The sequence below is a fragment of the Actinomadura sp. WMMA1423 genome (genome assembly GCF_006547145.1).
GTDB lineage: Bacteria > Actinomycetota > Actinomycetes > Streptosporangiales > Streptosporangiaceae > Spirillospora.
The window spans coordinates 9,396,089-9,411,125 of sequence record NZ_CP041244.1 but is presented as its reverse complement, the minus strand read 5'-3'; the positions used below and the strand labels follow the sequence as shown (position 1 = coordinate 9,411,125).

General features: G+C 75.5%; 14 protein-coding genes, 1 pseudogene and 1 riboswitch. Of the genes and pseudogenes, 8 read left to right on the top strand and 7 right to left on the bottom strand.

Annotated features, from left to right (window positions below; all coding sequences use genetic code 11):
* The first annotated feature begins 26 nt into the window (after positions 1-26).
* From FKD65_RS46470 to FKD65_RS43320, 4 genes are all read left to right on the top strand, one after another.
* A complete protein-coding gene (locus tag FKD65_RS46470; RefSeq protein WP_141586059.1) occupies positions 27-1,151 on the top strand; it encodes a sensor histidine kinase in 1,125 nt (374 codons plus the stop codon).
* On the top strand, positions 1,151-1,825 hold the full coding sequence (locus FKD65_RS43330) for a response regulator transcription factor (protein ID WP_141586057.1): 675 nt from the start codon (positions 1,151-1,153) through the stop codon (positions 1,823-1,825). Before FKD65_RS46470 ends, FKD65_RS43330 begins: the two co-directional genes overlap by 1 nt.
* 90 nt (positions 1,826-1,915) lie before the next feature.
* On the top strand, positions 1,916-2,128 hold the full coding sequence (locus FKD65_RS43325) for a hypothetical protein (RefSeq protein WP_141586054.1): 213 nt from the start codon (positions 1,916-1,918) through the stop codon (positions 2,126-2,128).
* Positions 2,129-2,135: 7 nt separating this feature from the next.
* On the top strand, positions 2,136-4,259 hold the full coding sequence (locus FKD65_RS43320; RefSeq protein WP_141586052.1) for an MMPL family transporter: 2,124 nt from the start codon (positions 2,136-2,138) through the stop codon (positions 4,257-4,259).
* Between the two features lie 132 nt (positions 4,260-4,391).
* Here FKD65_RS43320 and FKD65_RS43315 read toward each other — a convergent pair whose 3' ends face one another.
* A complete protein-coding gene (locus tag FKD65_RS43315; protein WP_141586050.1) occupies positions 4,392-5,792 on the bottom strand; it encodes a PLP-dependent aminotransferase family protein in 1,401 nt (466 codons plus the stop codon).
* A 46-nt stretch (positions 5,793-5,838) separates the two neighbouring features.
* Here FKD65_RS43315 and FKD65_RS43310 point away from each other — a divergent pair, with 46 nt between their 5' ends.
* Positions 5,839-6,567 (top strand): metallophosphoesterase, encoded by a 729-nt coding sequence (locus tag FKD65_RS43310; RefSeq protein ID WP_141586048.1) that lies wholly within the window; start codon positions 5,839-5,841, stop codon positions 6,565-6,567.
* A gap of 19 nt (positions 6,568-6,586) precedes the next feature.
* On the opposite strand, the gene FKD65_RS43305 is transcribed toward FKD65_RS43310, so the two are convergent.
* On the bottom strand, positions 6,587-7,132 hold the full coding sequence (locus tag FKD65_RS43305; protein WP_240809885.1) for a helix-turn-helix domain-containing protein: 546 nt from the start codon (positions 7,130-7,132) through the stop codon (positions 6,587-6,589).
* 74 nt (positions 7,133-7,206) lie between these two features.
* Here FKD65_RS43305 and FKD65_RS43300 point away from each other — a divergent pair, with 74 nt between their 5' ends.
* Positions 7,207-7,938: an aspartate/glutamate racemase family protein gene (locus FKD65_RS43300; protein ID WP_141586045.1), complete on the top strand. Its 732-nt coding sequence runs from the start codon at positions 7,207-7,209 to the stop codon at positions 7,936-7,938.
* Positions 7,939-7,958: 20 nt separating this feature from the next.
* On the opposite strand, the gene FKD65_RS43295 is transcribed toward FKD65_RS43300, so the two are convergent.
* Genes FKD65_RS43295 through FKD65_RS43285 form a run of 3 tightly spaced genes read right to left on the bottom strand, consistent with a single transcriptional unit; the run spans position 7,959 to position 10,703 of the window.
* The gene (locus FKD65_RS43295) at positions 7,959-9,401 is read right to left on the bottom strand and encodes an FAD-binding oxidoreductase (RefSeq protein WP_141586042.1); all 1,443 of its coding nucleotides are present in this window, start codon (positions 9,399-9,401) and stop codon (positions 7,959-7,961) included.
* A gap of 50 nt (positions 9,402-9,451) precedes the next feature.
* Positions 9,452-10,039, bottom strand: coding sequence for a GNAT family N-acetyltransferase (locus FKD65_RS43290; protein ID WP_141586040.1), 588 nt, complete (start codon positions 10,037-10,039; stop codon positions 9,452-9,454).
* Positions 10,032-10,703 carry a carboxymuconolactone decarboxylase family protein gene (locus FKD65_RS43285; protein ID WP_141586038.1) on the bottom strand — a complete coding sequence of 224 codons (672 nt, stop codon included), beginning with the start codon at positions 10,701-10,703 and terminating at the stop codon, positions 10,032-10,034. The genes FKD65_RS43290 and FKD65_RS43285 overlap by 8 nt, the downstream gene beginning before the upstream one ends.
* Positions 10,704-10,861: 158 nt before the next feature.
* Between FKD65_RS43285 and FKD65_RS43280 the strand changes: the two genes are divergently transcribed.
* A complete protein-coding gene (locus tag FKD65_RS43280; protein ID WP_141586036.1) occupies positions 10,862-11,926 on the top strand; it encodes a GNAT family N-acetyltransferase in 1,065 nt (354 codons plus the stop codon).
* Positions 11,910-12,695, top strand: a complete 786-nt coding sequence (locus FKD65_RS43275; RefSeq protein ID WP_141586034.1) for a bifunctional 2-polyprenyl-6-hydroxyphenol methylase/3-demethylubiquinol 3-O-methyltransferase UbiG — start codon at positions 11,910-11,912, stop codon at positions 12,693-12,695. Before FKD65_RS43280 ends, FKD65_RS43275 begins: the two co-directional genes overlap by 17 nt.
* Positions 12,696-12,698: 3 nt before the next feature.
* On the opposite strand, the gene glyA is transcribed toward FKD65_RS43275, so the two are convergent.
* Both glyA and FKD65_RS46770 read right to left on the bottom strand, forming a co-directional pair.
* Positions 12,699-13,970, bottom strand: coding sequence for a serine hydroxymethyltransferase (gene glyA / locus FKD65_RS43270; RefSeq protein WP_141586032.1), 1,272 nt, complete (start codon positions 13,968-13,970; stop codon positions 12,699-12,701).
* A 52-nt stretch (positions 13,971-14,022) separates the two neighbouring features.
* Positions 14,023-14,109, bottom strand: a riboswitch (ZMP/ZTP riboswitch).
* A gap of 104 nt (positions 14,110-14,213) precedes the next feature.
* Positions 14,214-15,029: pseudogene (locus FKD65_RS46770) on the bottom strand (DMT family transporter); the annotation flags it as partial.
* Positions 15,030-15,037: the final 8 nt, after the last annotated feature.

Sequence of the window (15,037 nt, the reverse complement as noted above, 5' to 3'; positions counted from 1 at the left end):
GGACGCCGCCGCCTAGGCTGTGCGGCATGGATCGTCGCCGTGGTCCCGCCCCGCTGCGCGGCCGCGCAGGGGACGCGGCCCTGGCCGGCGTCGTGCTGCTGCTCGTGGCCGCCAGCAGCGTGAGCTCCCTCATCGACGACCGCGCCGAGCCCTGGGGGGTCACCGCCCTCGGCTGGGTGCTCCTCACGGCCACCTGCGGAGCGCTGTACTCCACCCCCCGCCACCCGGTGGCCGTCGGGTCGCTCGTGCTGGTGCTCACGTTCGGCTACTACGTCCTCTCCGCCTACGACGGGGCGCTGATGATCGCGCTCACCGTGGCGCTTTACCAGGTCGCGGCGGCGGGGCGGCTCCAGGCGGCCGTCGCCCTCGGCGCGCTGACGGTGATCGGCACCGGGGCCGGCACGCTCCTCGGCAACAGGGACGTCAACAGCGTCGCGCTGTTCATGCTCTCCGGGTGGGTGGTGGCCATGGTCGCGCTGGGCTGGGTCCGGCACAGCCGCCTGGCCTACCTGCGCGAGGCCGAGCGGCGCGCCGCCGGGGAGGAGCGGCTGCGCATCGCCCGCGAGCTCCACGACGTCGTCGGCCACCACATCTCGCTCATCAACGTCCAGGCGGGGACGGCCCTGCACCGCTTCCACCGGGACCCGGCGAACGGCGAGGCCGCCCTCGCCGCGATCAAGGCGTCGAGCCGGGAGGCGCTGCGCGAACTCCGCGCGACGCTCGGGGTGCTGCGGCAGGCCGACGAGGAGGCGCCGACCGCCCCCGCGCCCGGCCTGGACCGGATCGGCGAGCTGGTGGCCCCGGCGCGGTCGGCGGGCCTGACGGTGCACGTCAGCGTGGGCGACGCCGCCCCGCCCGCCGAGGTCGGCCTGGCGGCGTACCGGATCGTCCAGGAGTCCATCACCAACGTGGTGCGGCACGCCGCCGCCTCCGAGGTGACCGTCAACGTCGAGACCGGCCGCGGGGAACTACTCGTCGAGGTCGCCGACGACGGCCGCGGCCCGGCCGCCGGCGGCGGGCCCGGCAGCGGCGTCGGCGGCATGCGCGAGCGTGCCCGCGCCCTCGGCGGCGAGCTGACCGCGGGCGGCCGCCCCGGCGGCGGCTACCTCGTCCGCGCCCGCCTTCCGTACCCGAACGAGGACCCCTCCTGATGATCAAGGTTCTGCTCGCCGACGACCAGGGGCTCGTGCGGGCCGGGTTCCGGTCCATCCTCGACGACGAGGCCGACATCACGGTGGTCGGCGAGGCCGCCGACGGCGAGCAGGCGGTGGCGGCCTGCCGCCGGCTGCGTCCGGACGTGGCGCTGCTGGACGTGCGGATGCCCCGGATGGACGGCCTGGAGGCCGCCCGCCGGATCACCTCCGACCCCCGCCTCGACGCGGTCAGGGTCGTCATCCTGACCACCTTCGACCTGGACGAGTACGTCTACGGCGCGCTGCGCGCCGGGGCCACCGGCTTCCTGCTCAAGGACACCGAGCCGGAGGAGATGATGCACGCGGTCCGCGTCGCGGCGCGCGGCGACGCGCTGATCACGCCGTCCGTCACCCGCCGGCTGATCGGCGAGTTCGCCGGGCGCGTCGAGGCGCCGGTGCCCGGTGCCCGGCTGAACGCCCTCACCGACCGCGAGCGCGAGGTCATGCTCCTCGTCGCCGGCGGGCTGAGCAACACCGAGATCGCCGGCAGGCTCGTGCTCAGCCCCGCCACGGTCAAGTCGCACGTCAGCCGCATCATGACCAAGCTGGACGCGCGGGACCGCTCCCAGCTCGTCGTGCTGGCCTACGAGTCCGGGATGGTCAACCCCCGCTGGATGCGACCGGAGCGGTAACCGGCCCGCTCCGCCCGCAACCGCTGGGGTGCCCCGGATACCCGCCGCAGGCCGATGCCGCGCGGCCTGCCGCGTCCCGATGCTGGGGCCATGAATCTTCCGGGTGCCATGCTCGGGTTCCTGGTCGGCGGGGCCGCGGGCTTCATGCTGACCGAGGCCGTGGGCGTGTTCTTCCATTTCGTCCTTGACCGGACGCTCGACGTGGGCGGGACGCCGGTCCTGCTCACCGCCTTCATCTCCGTGCCGATCCTGTGCGCCGTGGCCGGCGCCTTCGTCGGCGCCCGCATCAGGACGCGAGGTTGACGTTTCCATGTCCACTCCCCCCGCGGGGTCCGCGCACGCGGCCCCCGCTCCCCCGCCGGGCCGGTTCGGGCGCCTGGCCGCCTGGTCGCAGCGCCGCCGCTGGGCGGCCCTCCTGCTGTGGGTGCTGGTGGTCGCGGCGATCACGGTCGGCTCGCAGGCCGCCGGCGCCGCCTACCACAACGACTTCTCGCTGCCCGGAACCGAGTCGCAGGCCGCCGCCGACCTGATGGAGGAGCACGGCTCCCGCCAGGCGGGCGCCGCGGTCCAGATCGTCGCCGAGGCCCCGGCCGGTTTGAAGGCCCGGCAGCAGGACGTCGGGCGGATGCTCGACGAGGTCCGCCGGCTGCCCGCGGTCGCCGACGTCGGCGGCCTGTCGGTCTCCAGGTCCGGCACCATCGGCTACGCCACCGTCACGCTCGACGGCACGTCGGAGGACGTGCCGAAGGAGCGGGTCGCCAAGATCATCGACACCGCGCAGGCGGCCTCCGGGGACGGGCTGCGCGTCGAGCTCGGCGGCGACGCGGTGCGCGGCGCCGAGGAGGGCGGGGGCGGCGGCGCCGAGGGCGCCGGGATGCTGGCCGCCCTGGTCATCCTCGTGTTCCTGTTCGGGTCCCTCGTGGCCGCGGCGCTGCCCCTGGTCACCGCCGTGTTCGCGGTGGGCGGCGCGGTCGGGCTGATCGCGCTCGCCTCGCACGTGTTCACGGTCGCCGACTTCACCCCGCCGATCATGATGCTGATCGGGCTCGGCGTCGGCGTGGACTACGCGCTGCTGATCTTCTACCGCTACCGGCACGAGCTGGCGAACGGGGCCGACTCGCCGGCCGCGACCCGCATGGCGCTGGACGCGGCCGGGCGCACCGTCTTCTTCGCCGGCTGCACGGTCATCATCGCGCTGCTGGGGCTGATCGCCCTCGGGCTCGGCTCCCTGCAGGGGGTGGCGCTCGCCGTCGCGCTGACCGTGCTGGTCACGATGGCCGCGTCGCTGACGCTGCTGCCCGCGCTGCTGGGAGTCTTCGGCGGCCGCATCCAGCGGCACGTCCGCAAGCGGGCCGCGAAGTCCCGGCCGCGCGAGGGCGGCTGGCGGCGGCTGGCCTCGGCCGTCCAGCGCCGCCCCGTCCCGGCGCTGCTCGCCGCGGTGGCGGCGCTGCTCGCCCTCTCGGCCCCGGCGCTGGACATGCGCCTCGGTTTCGCCGACTCCGGCAACGACGCCCCGTCCTCGACCAGCCGGCAGGCGTACGACCTGCTGGCGAAGGGGTTCGGCCCCGGCTTCAACGGCCCGCTGATCGTGGTGGCCAAGGGCGACGCGGGGCCGCTCCGGGAGACCCTCGCGCGGACCGAGGGCATCGCCGCCGCGACCCCGCCGTTCCCGTCCAGGGACGGCGAGGTGTCGGCAGTGATCGTCTATCCGGCGACCGCGCCGCAGGACGCGCGCACCACGGACCTCGTCCACGAGCTGCGCGACGACGTGCTCCCCGCCCTGTCCGACCGCACCGGCGTGGAGTACCTGGTGGGGGGCACGACGGCCGCCACCCAGGACTTCGCGGACTCGGTCTCGGCGCGGATGCCGCTGTTCGTCGCGGTCGTGGTGGGGCTGTCGGCGCTGCTGCTGATGGTGGTGTTCCGATCGGTCCTGATCCCGGTCAAGGCCGCGCTGCTCAACCTCCTGTCCATCTCCGCGGCGCTCGGCGCGATCGTCCTGGTGTACCAGGACGGCCGGTTCGGCGCGCAGAGCGGGCCCATCGAGGCGTTCATCCCGGTGATGATCTTCGCGATCGTGTTCGGGCTCTCCATGGACTACGAGGTGTTCCTGGTCGCGCGCATCCACGAGGAATGGGAGCGCACCCGGGATCCCTCCCGCGCCGTCCGCGAGGGCCTGGCCGCCACCGGCAAGGTCATCACGGCGGCGGCCGCCATCATGATCGTGGTGTTCGCCGCGTTCATCCTGAGCCCGGACCGGATGCTCCAGCAGTTCGGCCTGGGCCTGGCGGTGGCCGTCCTCCTGGACGCGCTGGTCATCCGCTGCCTGATCGTCCCGGCGGTCATGCAGCTCCTCGGCAGGCACGCCTGGTGGCTCCCCGCGCCCCTCGCGAAGCGCCTCCCGAGGGTGGCTCTGGAAAGGCCCCACGCCTGACCCCCTCCGGCACCGCCCGGCGTGCGGGCTGGAGACGCTCTGGGCCAGAAGCGGGTCGCGGCAGCGCCAGGAAGCCCGATCCTCACGGTGAGTCATCCACCCGTCGCGCACGGGAATGGTCGTGACGTCCGGTCAGACCGGTGCGAGCACGGTGCAGAGGGCGTCCAGGGCGGCCGGGTAGGCGGCGCCGACCGGGGTGCTGTAGCCCACGACGAGGCCCTGCGGGCGTCCGTCCGGCTCCTGCCAGTGGTCGCGCAGAGGCATGAGGGCGAGGTCATGGAACGCGGCGCGGCGCATGATCTCGCCCTCACCCTGCCCGCCGTCCGGGAGCAGGGCGAGGGCGTGCAGCCCGGCGGCGATCCCCTGGACCCCGACATGCGGCGCGCGTTCGCGGAGCGTGGCGACCAGCAGGTCGCGGCGGCGCCGGTAGCGCAGGCGTGCGGCGCGGACGTGCCGGTCGTAGGCGTGGGTGTCGATGAGGTCGGCGAGGGTGAGCTGGGCGAGCGACTGGGTGTGGGCGTCGGCGAGGCGCTTGGCCTCGGCGAAGGGCTCCACCAGGCGCTCGGGCAGGACCAGCCAGGCGAGGCGCATCGCGGGCGCGAGGGTCTTGGACGCGGTGCCGCCGTAGACGACGTGGTCGGGCGCCGTCCCCTGCAGTGCCCCGACCGGCTGGCGGTCGTAGCGGAACTCGCCGTCGTAGTCGTCCTCGACGATCGTCGCGCCCGCCTGGCGGGCCCAGGCGGTGAAGGCCCGGCGGCGGTCAGGCCGCAGGGTCGCGCCGGTGGGGTACTGGTGGGCCGGGGTGAGCACGGCCGCGCCCGCCCGGTCGAGCGGGCCCGGGTGCGCGCCCCGCTCGTCCACGGGGAGCGGGACGATGCCGAGCCCGGCGCGCCGGACGATCTCGCGGTGGAAGAAGTGCCCCGGCTCCTCCATCGCGAACGCCGTCGTCCCGAGGTCCCGCAGGACGGCGGCCAGGAGGCCGAGGGACTGGGCGTAGCCGGAGGTGACCACGATCCGGGCGGGGTCGGCCTGGACGCCCCGGGCACGGCCGAGGTAGCCGGCCAGCGCCTCGCGCAGCTCGGGCCGCCCGCGCGGGTCACCGAGCGCGTGCACGTCGGGCGGGGCGGACGCCAGCACCCGGCGGGTCGAGCGCAGCCACGCCGCGGCCGGGAACGTGCTCGCGTCGGGCCGTCCGGGCAGCAGGTCGTGTGCCGCCGCCGCGGGCGACGGCTCCGCGGCCGGCGGGACGGGTGCGGCGGGGCCGGGGGCGGGACCCGCCGCGACGCGCGTGCGCGAGCCGGGCACGGCCGTGAGGTAGCCCTCGGCCGTGAGCTGGTCGTAGGCGGCGGTGACCGTCCCGCGCGCCAGGCCGAGCTCGGCGGCCAGCGCGCGGGTCGACGGGACGACGTCGCCGGGGGCCAGGCGCCGGGACCTGATGGCGTCGCGGAGCGCGCGTTCGAGCCCGGCGCGGCGGCCACCGGAAGGGTCGAGGTCCAGATGCAGGTCGATCGAACCGGTCCAGTCTTCGCGCATGCGACTGGATCTTAATCCTGGTCCGGTGACCGCCTAGATTCGCGGCATGATTGTTTTCGCGCAGCTCAGCGACACCCATCTGGACGGCGGCGACCACCGGGCCGAACGCACGGCACGCGTCATGGACCATCTGAACGGCGTGCCGCTCGACGCCGTCCTCGTCACCGGGGACGTCGCCGACCACGGCGAGCCCGCCGAGTACGAGCAGGCCCGCAAGGCGCTCGCCTCGCGGCACCCGGTGCTCACCTGCCCCGGCAACCACGACGTGCGCGGCCCGTTCCGCGAGGTCCTGCTGGACGAGCCGCCGAGCGGTGGTCCGGTCAACCGCGTCCACGAGATCGCCGGGGCGACCTTCCTCATGTGCGACTCGACCGTCCCCGGTGCGGACCACGGGCGCCTCGACGACGAGACGATCGGCTGGCTCGACCGGAGCCTGGCCGAGGCACCGGACGCGCCCGCGTTCGTCTGCTTCCACCATCCGCCCGCGACGCTCCAGGTCCCGTACGTCGACGGGATCCGGCAGTTCGGCGAGCGGCGGCTGAGCGAGGTGGTCCTGCGCCATCCGCAGGTCGTGGCCGTTCTCTGCGGGCACGCCCACACGGCGGCGGCCACGACCTTCGCGGGCCGGCCCCTGCTCGTCGCGCCGGGGGTCGTGTCCACGCTCCGGCTGCCGTGGCAGGAGGGCGACATCGCTGACATGGACGCCCCTCCAGGCGTCGCCTTCCACGTCCTGGACGACGAGGGCCGCCTCACCACGCACTACCGCACCTTCTAGGGGCGCCCCGGACCCGGCGTCAGACGTGCTCCATCAGGAAGATCGCGGCCGTGCCGGGGACGAGGGCCTCGAAGACGTGCGGGGCGTCGCCGGGATAGGTGAGGTAGTCGCCGGGGCCCAGTTCGACCGGCTCGGACGAGGGGCCCGCCAGGGCGCGTCCCGCGCCGAGGACGAGGTGCTCGACCGTCCCCGGCGGGTGGGGGTCGGAGACCCGCGGCTCGCCGGGCTCCGCCGTGACGCGGTAGAGGTCGCGGCGGGCGTTGGGCGGGGAGGAGGCCAGCAGCGTGGCCGTGTAGTCCGCCCGGTCGGAGTGCGCGGCCGGCCCCTCCCCCGCCCGGACCACCCGGACGGCCGGGCGGGGCGGGTCCACCAGGCGGCTGAAGGGGACGTTCAGGGCCGTCCCCAGGGCCCACAGCGTCTCGACGCTCGGGTTGCCGGCGCCCGACTCCAGCTGGGAGAGCGTCGACTTGGCCAGGCCCGCGCGCCTGGCCAGCTCCGTCTGGGACATCCCGGCGCGCTCGCGCTCCCGCCGGATCGACGCCGCGATCACCGCGATCAGGTCCACTGGCCGACTCCCGCACCTCGACGATAGTGTTCATCGTAACGGACGATTGTTCGCCACAACGAACAGGACTGAGCATGAGACATCTCGGCATCCTCGCCCACAGCGCCGAGGGCGCGGCACTGTGCCTGCGGGCCTTCTGCCAGGAGGGCTTCCGCGAGCTGGGCCCCGACGACCACCCGGACGTGACGCTCGACCTCATCGCGATGGCGCGCAGCATGCCCGCGTGGGACGCCGGCGACCACGCCCCGATCAGGAAGACCCTGGCCGAGAGCGTCCGGCGGCTCGCCGCGGCCGGCGCGGACTTCTTCGCCTGCCCCGACAACACCGCGCACCTCGCCCTCGAGCACCCCGGCGACGATCTCGCGCTCCCCGGCCTGCACATCGTCCGGGTCGTCGCCGACCAGGCGGCCCGCGAGGGCCGGACGCGCGTCGGCGTGCTCGGCACCCGCTACACCATGGACGGCCCCCTCTACCCCCGCGAGCTGGCCGCGCGGGGCATCGGCGCCGAGGTCCCGGACCCGGCCGACCGGGAGACCGTCAACCGGATCATCTTCGACGAGCTGGTCAACGGGATCATCACCGAGGAATCGCGCCGCCAGTACCTCCGGATCATCGAGGGGCTCGCCGCGCGCGGATGCGACGCCGTCGCGCTGGTGTGCACCGAGATCCCGCTCCTGGTCACGCCCGAGGTGTCGCCGCTGCCCACGCTCGACTCCACCCGCCTGCTGGCCCGCGCCGCCTTCGAGGTCGCGGCGGACCGCGCCCCGCTTCCCACCTGGCGCGGGGGGCGCCTCGACGGGCGCTGAGGCGCCGCGGCCGGCGCTCGTCAGTGCCCGGTGATGCGGTCGGCGAGGCGGGCCAGGCCGGAGGTGTTGCCGGTCGGCGCGGACGCCTCGCGGGCGTCGGCGGCCCGGTAGAGGGCGTACATCGCGTGGACGCCGAGCCACCGCAGCGGTTCGGGCTCCCAGCGGCGGACGCGCCGGTCCACCCACGGCAGCGCGGTCAGGTCGGTGTCGCGGCGCAGCACGAGGTCGCGGAGGGTCCGGCCGGCGAGGTTCGCGGTGGCGACGCCGTGCCCGGTGTACCCGCCGGCGTGGCCGAGCCCGGTCGCGTGGTCGAGGACGACCGTCGCGCACCAGTCGCGGGGGACGCCGAGGACGCCCGACCAGGCGTGCTCCACCCCCACCTCGCCCCCCTCCGCGACGGCGGGGAACATCCCGGTGAGCATCGTCCAGAGGGCGTCCACGGTGGCCGGCTCGGTCCGGCCGCCGTCGTCGACGCGCGAGCCGTACCGGTATGGGCGGCCCCGGCCGCCGAAGGCGATGCGGTCGTCGGCGGTGCGCTGGGCGTACATGTAGTAGTGCGCCATGTCGCCGAGCAGCTCGCGGCGCTCCCACCCGATCGCCTTCCAGGCGCGGGGCGGCAGCGGCGTCGTAACGATCATGGAGCTGTTCATCGGGAGCCAGTCGCGGCGGTGGCCGGGCAGCGCGGCGGTGAAGCCCTCGGTGCCGCGCAGGACGTACTCGGCGGTGACGGCCCCGAACGGGGTGATCGCCCGCGCCGGCCCGTCCGGGCCGCGCGGGTCGATCCGGACGACGGGCGTGCGCTCGTAGATCTCCACGCCGAGCCGCCGGACCGCCCCGGCGAGGCCGCGGACCAGCGCGGCGGGCTGCACGCGGGCGGCGTGGGGGCTCCACGCCGCGCCGGTCGCGCCCGCGACGCGCAACCGGTCGTCGCGTTCGGCGGCGGGCAGCGGGACGAGGTCGTCGTCGCTCCAGCCCCAGTCGCGGGCCTCGTCCACCAGCGCCGCGAGGCGGGCCCGCTGGGCGGCGTTGCGGGCCACGTGCAGGACGCCTCCCTTGACCACCCCGGCGTCGATGTCCTCCGCGTCGGCGACGCGGACGACCTCGTCCACCGCCCGGAACATGGCGTGCTGCAGCGCGACCGCGGCGGGACGCCCGTGGCGGGCGGCGTAGCGCTCCCGGGACCCCGCGATCTCCCCCAGCACCCAGCCGCCGTTGCGCCCGGACGCGCCGAACCCCGCGAACTCGCGCTCCAGCACGATGACGTGCAGGTCGGGGCGGGCGCGCTTGAGGTAGTAGGCCGTCCAGAGCCCGGTGTAGCCGGCGCCGACGACGCACACGTCGGCGGTGCGCGGGCCGGGGAGGCGGGGGCCGGGGGCGGGGCGCCCGGCCGCCCGGTACCAGTGGGAGACACCGCCGTTGGCGAAGCCGGGCGCCAGCGGCGCCCGGCCCGGGGAGGAGCTCATGCGCTCATACTGCTGCATTCCGCAACAAAAGCACCAGTAGGCGACGGATTCTAAGGTACGGCGTCCGCGATTCGACGGGATCCGATCCAGCGCGAGCGTTCGGCCGCGTAGTAGGCGGCGCCGTCGGGGCCGGCGGGGCCCTCCCGCCACCGCCGCATCCCGAGCTGCAGGGCGATGTCCGACGACGCGGGGTTGGCCGTGTCGATCTCGGCGGTGATCCGGTGCACGCCGACCACCCCGAACGCGTAGTCGAGGACGGCGCGGGACGCCTCGGCGGCGAGCCCCCGCCCCCAGTGGTCGGGCTCCAGGCTGTAGAGGATCTCGACGTCCACCCCGTGGCCGAGCGGCCCCTCGTGGTGGCTGAGCCCGGCCACGCCGACCAGCGGGCTGCCGTGCGCCGCCGCGCCGGCGCCCGGGGACCACGAGGCGGGGCGCAGCGCCCACAGCCCGTAGCCCTCGGTCGCGAAGTCCCGCTCGCTGGCCTCGATGATCTCGCTGACCTGCACCGGGGTGACCATCCGGTCGTCGAACAGGTGCCGCCGGACGAGGGGACCCGTCCAGTGCGTCAGCAGGGCGCCGTGGTCGCGCATCGACACCGGGTGCAGGGCCAGCCGCACCGTGCGCAGGACCTCACTCATCCCCGTCCCCCGAAGGGGGCCACTCCGGGGCGTCCTCGCCGTCCGGGACGCCGACCCGGAACACGCGCAACTGGAGCGCGAGCGCCTGGTAGTAGCCGACGAGCGCGACCAGCTCGACCAGGGCGGTGCGGCCGAGCGTCGCCACCGCCTCGGTGTAGACGGCGTCGGCGAGGTCGCCCTCGGCGACGAGCTGCCGCGCCGCCTCGTGCACGACGCGCTCGCGGACGTCGGCGAGCATCGGGGCGCGGCCCTCGCGAAGCGCGTCCATCTCCTCGTCGGCGAGCCCCTGCCGGCGCCCGATGCGCTCGTGGGCGTACCACTCGAAGTCCGAGCGCAGGTGCGCGGCCACGACGAGCGTCGCGATCTCCCGCTCGCGCTTGGTGAATGCCGTGCGGAAGCGCAGCGCCGCGCCGAGGTCCTGCAGCGGAAGCCCGACGGGAGGGCTGTAGAGCATCGCGTTGAACGGGCCCTGGAGGCGCCCGATGTCGTCGGCCAGGGAGAAGGGCGGGTCGCGGTCGACGGCGCGGGGCCCGCCCGTCACCGCCTCGTAGACGGCTCGCTGCTCGTCGCTGAGCGAACCGGGGAGGAGCAGCGGGAGCCTCGTCGGGGACGGGCCGCGCCGCGGTCGGTCGTTGACGCGCTCACCGGTCACGGGGTCGATCACTCACCGCACGCTAGGCGCTCGGCGCGGGCGGCTCAACCCCCGTCCGGAATGTGAAACCCCTGGCACATGATGACGTAGCGGCCGCGTAACACGCGTCGGCGAGCCTTGTCGGCGACCGCACCGGACACGAGCGGGCACTGCCCCGGAGGGAACGTCCCATGCCGCTGCTCCGCATCCGCACCGAGATCGAGGACCGGCCCGGCCGCCTCGCCTCCCTCACGGCCGCGCTGGCCCGGCGCGGCGCCAACATCCTCGGCCTGTCCGTGCAGCTCGATACCGAGGGGGTGGTGGACGAGTTCATCGTCGACGTCCCGCGCGGCGGCCCGGACGCGCGCGCCCTCGCCGAGGCGCTCGGCGCGGCGGGCGGGATCCGGACCGCGGTGCTGCCCGCGCGCCCCCACGAGCTGGTCGACGAGCCGACCCGCGTCCTCGCCCTGGCGGCCCGGCTCCGGGCCGAGCCGCACGCGGTGCCCGAGATCCTCGGGGAGCTGCTGCGCGCCGACGACGCGCGCTGGGACGCGCCGGGCGACGAGGACCCCGACCGGTGCGACCTCCTCGTCCCGGTGCGCGGGCGGTCGGTCCGGCTCAGGCGCGTGGGCCTGCCGTTCACCGCGACGGAGGCGGCGCGGGCCGACGCGCTGGTGCGCGCGGCGCTCCCCACCGTGCCGCGCCCCCGCGCGTCCCGGCGGATCGCGCTGCGCGACGGCACGCAGGTGGTCGTCCGGCCGATCGAGCGGCGCGACGAGGGCGCCGTGCGCGCGCTGCACGAGCGCTGCTCGCTGGACAGCCGCAGGATGCGCTACTTCAGCCCCATGCCGTACCCGCCGCGACGGGCGTTCGAGCGGTTCTGCGATCCCCTGCGCGGCCTGACGCTGGTCGCCGAGGGCCCGGACGGGTCGCTGCTGGCGCTGGCGCACCTCGTCCTCGTCCGCGACCCGGGAGCGGCGGAGGTGGCGTTCCTGGTCGAGGACGCCTGGCAGGGCCGCGGGCTCGGCCGCGGCCTCGCCGGGCTGCTGCTCGAACTGGCCCGCGACCGCGGCCTCGTCGAGGTGCGCGCGACCGCGCTGAGCGAGAACGCCCGGATGCGGCGGCTGCTCACCTCGCTCGGCGGCCGGACGCGGCGCACCGAGGACACCGCCGTCGTGGAGATCAGGCTGCGGCTGGACGGCCGTCCCGCCGAGCCGGGGGCGCTGGCAGGATGGGCGGGTGAGCGGCGTATATGACGACCCCTGGGCGTACGAGCTGGCGTGCTCGTTCCGCGACGTGCCGGCCGAGGTGGAGGTGCTCCTCGGCTGGTGCGCCGAGCGGGGCCTCGCCCCCGGCACGGTGCTGGAGCTGGCCGCCGGGCCCGCCGAGCACGCCCGCGAGTTCGCGCGCCGCGGGCTCGCCGCGACGGCGCTCGACCTGAACCCGCGGATGTGCGCCCACGCCGCCCGCGAGGCCGAGCGCGCCGGCGTCCGGCTGGAGGTCGTCGAGGGCGACATGACGCGTTTCGAGCTGGGCCGCCGGTTCGACCTCGTCGTGACCATGCTGGACTCCACGTCCCACCTCATGACCCTGGACGCGTTCGTGGCGCACCTGCGCCGCGCGGCCGAACACCTGTCCCCCGGCGGCCTCTACGTCATCGAGATGTCGCACCCCCGCGACCGGCTGAGCGACGATCCGAGCGTCAGCACCGGGTGGACGGTCGAGCGGGACGGCGTCCGGGCGAGCGTGCGCTGGGGCGAGCCGTCCGACCGGCTGGACCCGGTCACCCAGATCGCCGACGACCACGTCACGCTGGCCATCAGCGGGGACGGGGCGCGGGCGCGCGTCGTCCGCGACGTCGTGCCCTACCGGTTCTGGACCGCCACCGAGCTGGACGCCGCGATCCGGCTCGCGGGCGGTCTGGAGGTCGCGGCGCAGTACGGCGACTTCGGGATCGGCGAGGAGGCGGTCCCCCTCGCCGATCCCCGGGCCTGGCGCATGATCACACTGCTGCGCCCGCGCTGAGCGTCAGGGCTCCGAACGCCAGCCCGGCATCGGGTAGGCGGCGAGCAGCTCGCGGACCTGCGCGGCGACCCCGTCCAGGACCGACTCGTCCTGCTTGGCGGCGGCCCCCACGACCTCGTCGATCCACGCCGCGATCCGCGGCATGTGCTCCTCGCCGAGCCCCCGGGTGGTGATCGCGGCGGTGCCGAGCCGCAGCCCGGACGGGTCGAAGGGCTTGCGCGGGTCGAAGGGGACGGCGTTGTAGTTGAGCTCGATGCCGGCGCGGTCGAGGGCCTGCGCGGCGGGCTTGCCCGCCACGCCCTTGCTCGTCAAGTCGATGAGGACCAGGTGGTTGTCGGTGCCGCCGGAGACCAGGTCGTAGCCGCGCTCCAGCAGCGCGGCGGCCAGCGCCCGAGCGTTCGCGACGACCTGCCGCGCGTACCCGGCGAAGTCCGGCTGGGCCGCCTCCTTCAGCGCGACGGCGATCGCGGCCGTCGTGTGGTCGTGCGGGCCGCCCTGCAGGCCGGGGAAGACGGCCTTGTCGATCGCCTTCGCGTGCTCGGCCGTCGACATGATCATGGCGCCGCGGGGGCCGCGCAGCGTCTTGTGCGTGGTGGTGGTCACGACGTCGGCGTGCCCGATCGGCGACGGGTGCGCGCCGCCGGCGACCAGGCCCGCGATGTGCGCGATGTCGGCGGCCAGGACCGCGCCGGCCTCCCGGGCGATCTCGGCGAACGCCGGGAAGTCGATGGTGCGCGGGACCGCGGTGCCGCCGCACCAGATCAGCTTCGGCCGCTCCTTCAGGGCGAGGTCGCGCACCTGGTCCATGTCGACGCGGCCGGTGTCGGCGCGCACGTCGTAGCGGACGGGGCGGAACCACTTGCCGGTGGCCGACACCGACCAGCCGTGCGTGAGATGGCCGCCCATCGGCAGCGACAGGCCCATGACCGGGTCGCCCGGCTCCAGGAAGGCCAGGTAGACCGCGAGGTTGGCGGGCGAGCCCGAGTAGGGCTGGACGTTGGCGTGCTCGGCGCCGAACACGCCCTTCGCCCGCTCGATCGCGAGCAGCTCGATGGGGTCGACGTTCTGCTGGCCCTCGTAGTAGCGCTTGCCCGCGTAGCCCTCGGAGTACTTGTTGGTCAGGACCGTGCCGGCGGCCTCCAGCACCGCCTCCGACACGTAGTTCTCGGAGGCGATCAGGCGGATCTTCTCGTACTGGCGGCGGGCCTCGGCCTCCACCAGCGCCGCGATCTCGGGGTCCTGGCCCTGCAGGTGGGGTACGGCCGGTTCGTGCATCGTGAGCCTCCGCGCTGTTCGCGCCGGGACTCGGGCGCCCCGGCGAAGGGGGCCCGTACACCCAGGCGCGCGGTGTGCGGACTACTTTCGCTCCCCGGTGGTCGTCTCCACCTTGACTGCGCCAGTCGCGTGGACGCCATCATACCGGGCGGCCCCTCGCCGCCGCCGTGTTCGCGCCGGGACCGAGACCACGAAGAGCCCGCCCATGAGCAGCACCGACCCCGCCGCGACCGGCGGCGCCATCCGCTCGCCCAGGACGGCGACGGCGAGGCCGGTGGCGACGAGCGGCTCGGCGAGGCTGAGCGTCCCGGCGGTCGCGGCCGCCACCCGGCCGAGGCCGGTGACGAAGAACATGTACGCGGCGGCGGTGGCGGCGAGCCCGAGCCAGGCCACCAGCGCGGCCGAGCGCGGCGCGGCGAGCGCGGGCAGCTCCGGCACCGTCCAGGGGAGCAGGGCCGCTCCGCCGGCGAGCAGCGTCACCGACACCGCGGCCGCCATTCCCGTGCCGGACGTTCCCGCTCCGCGGCCCGTCAGGACCTTGGCCGACACCGTGTAGACGCCGAAGCACGTACCGCCGACGAGGCTCAGCGCGATCCCGGCGGGGTCGGCGTGCACGTCCTCGCCCGGCACCATCAGCAGCGCCACGCCGCCGACCGCGCAGGCCGTCCCGGCCCACCAGCGGCGGCCGAGCCCGGCGCGCAGGACGACGCGCTCGCAGAGGCCGGTCGAGACGGGCGCGAGCCCGAACACCACGGCGGTCGCGACGGCGGCGCCCGTCCGGTCGACCGCGCTGAAGAACGACGCCTGGAAGATCCCGGTCGCGGCCGAGGCCGCCGCGACCGGCGGCCAGGCCCGCCGGGTCAGGGCGCGGAACGCCCGGCGGTCCGCCGCGAGCACGAGGGCGGCGAGCACGAGCCCGCCCGAGAGGATGCGGGCGCCGCCGACGGCGACCGGGCCCGCCGGCGGCCCGGCCAGCACCTGTGCCGGCCCGACCGTCCCCCAGAGCACACCGGCGGCGAGCACCAGAAGCACGCCGGAAGAATGGTTTCGTCGGTCCATGCCGCTGA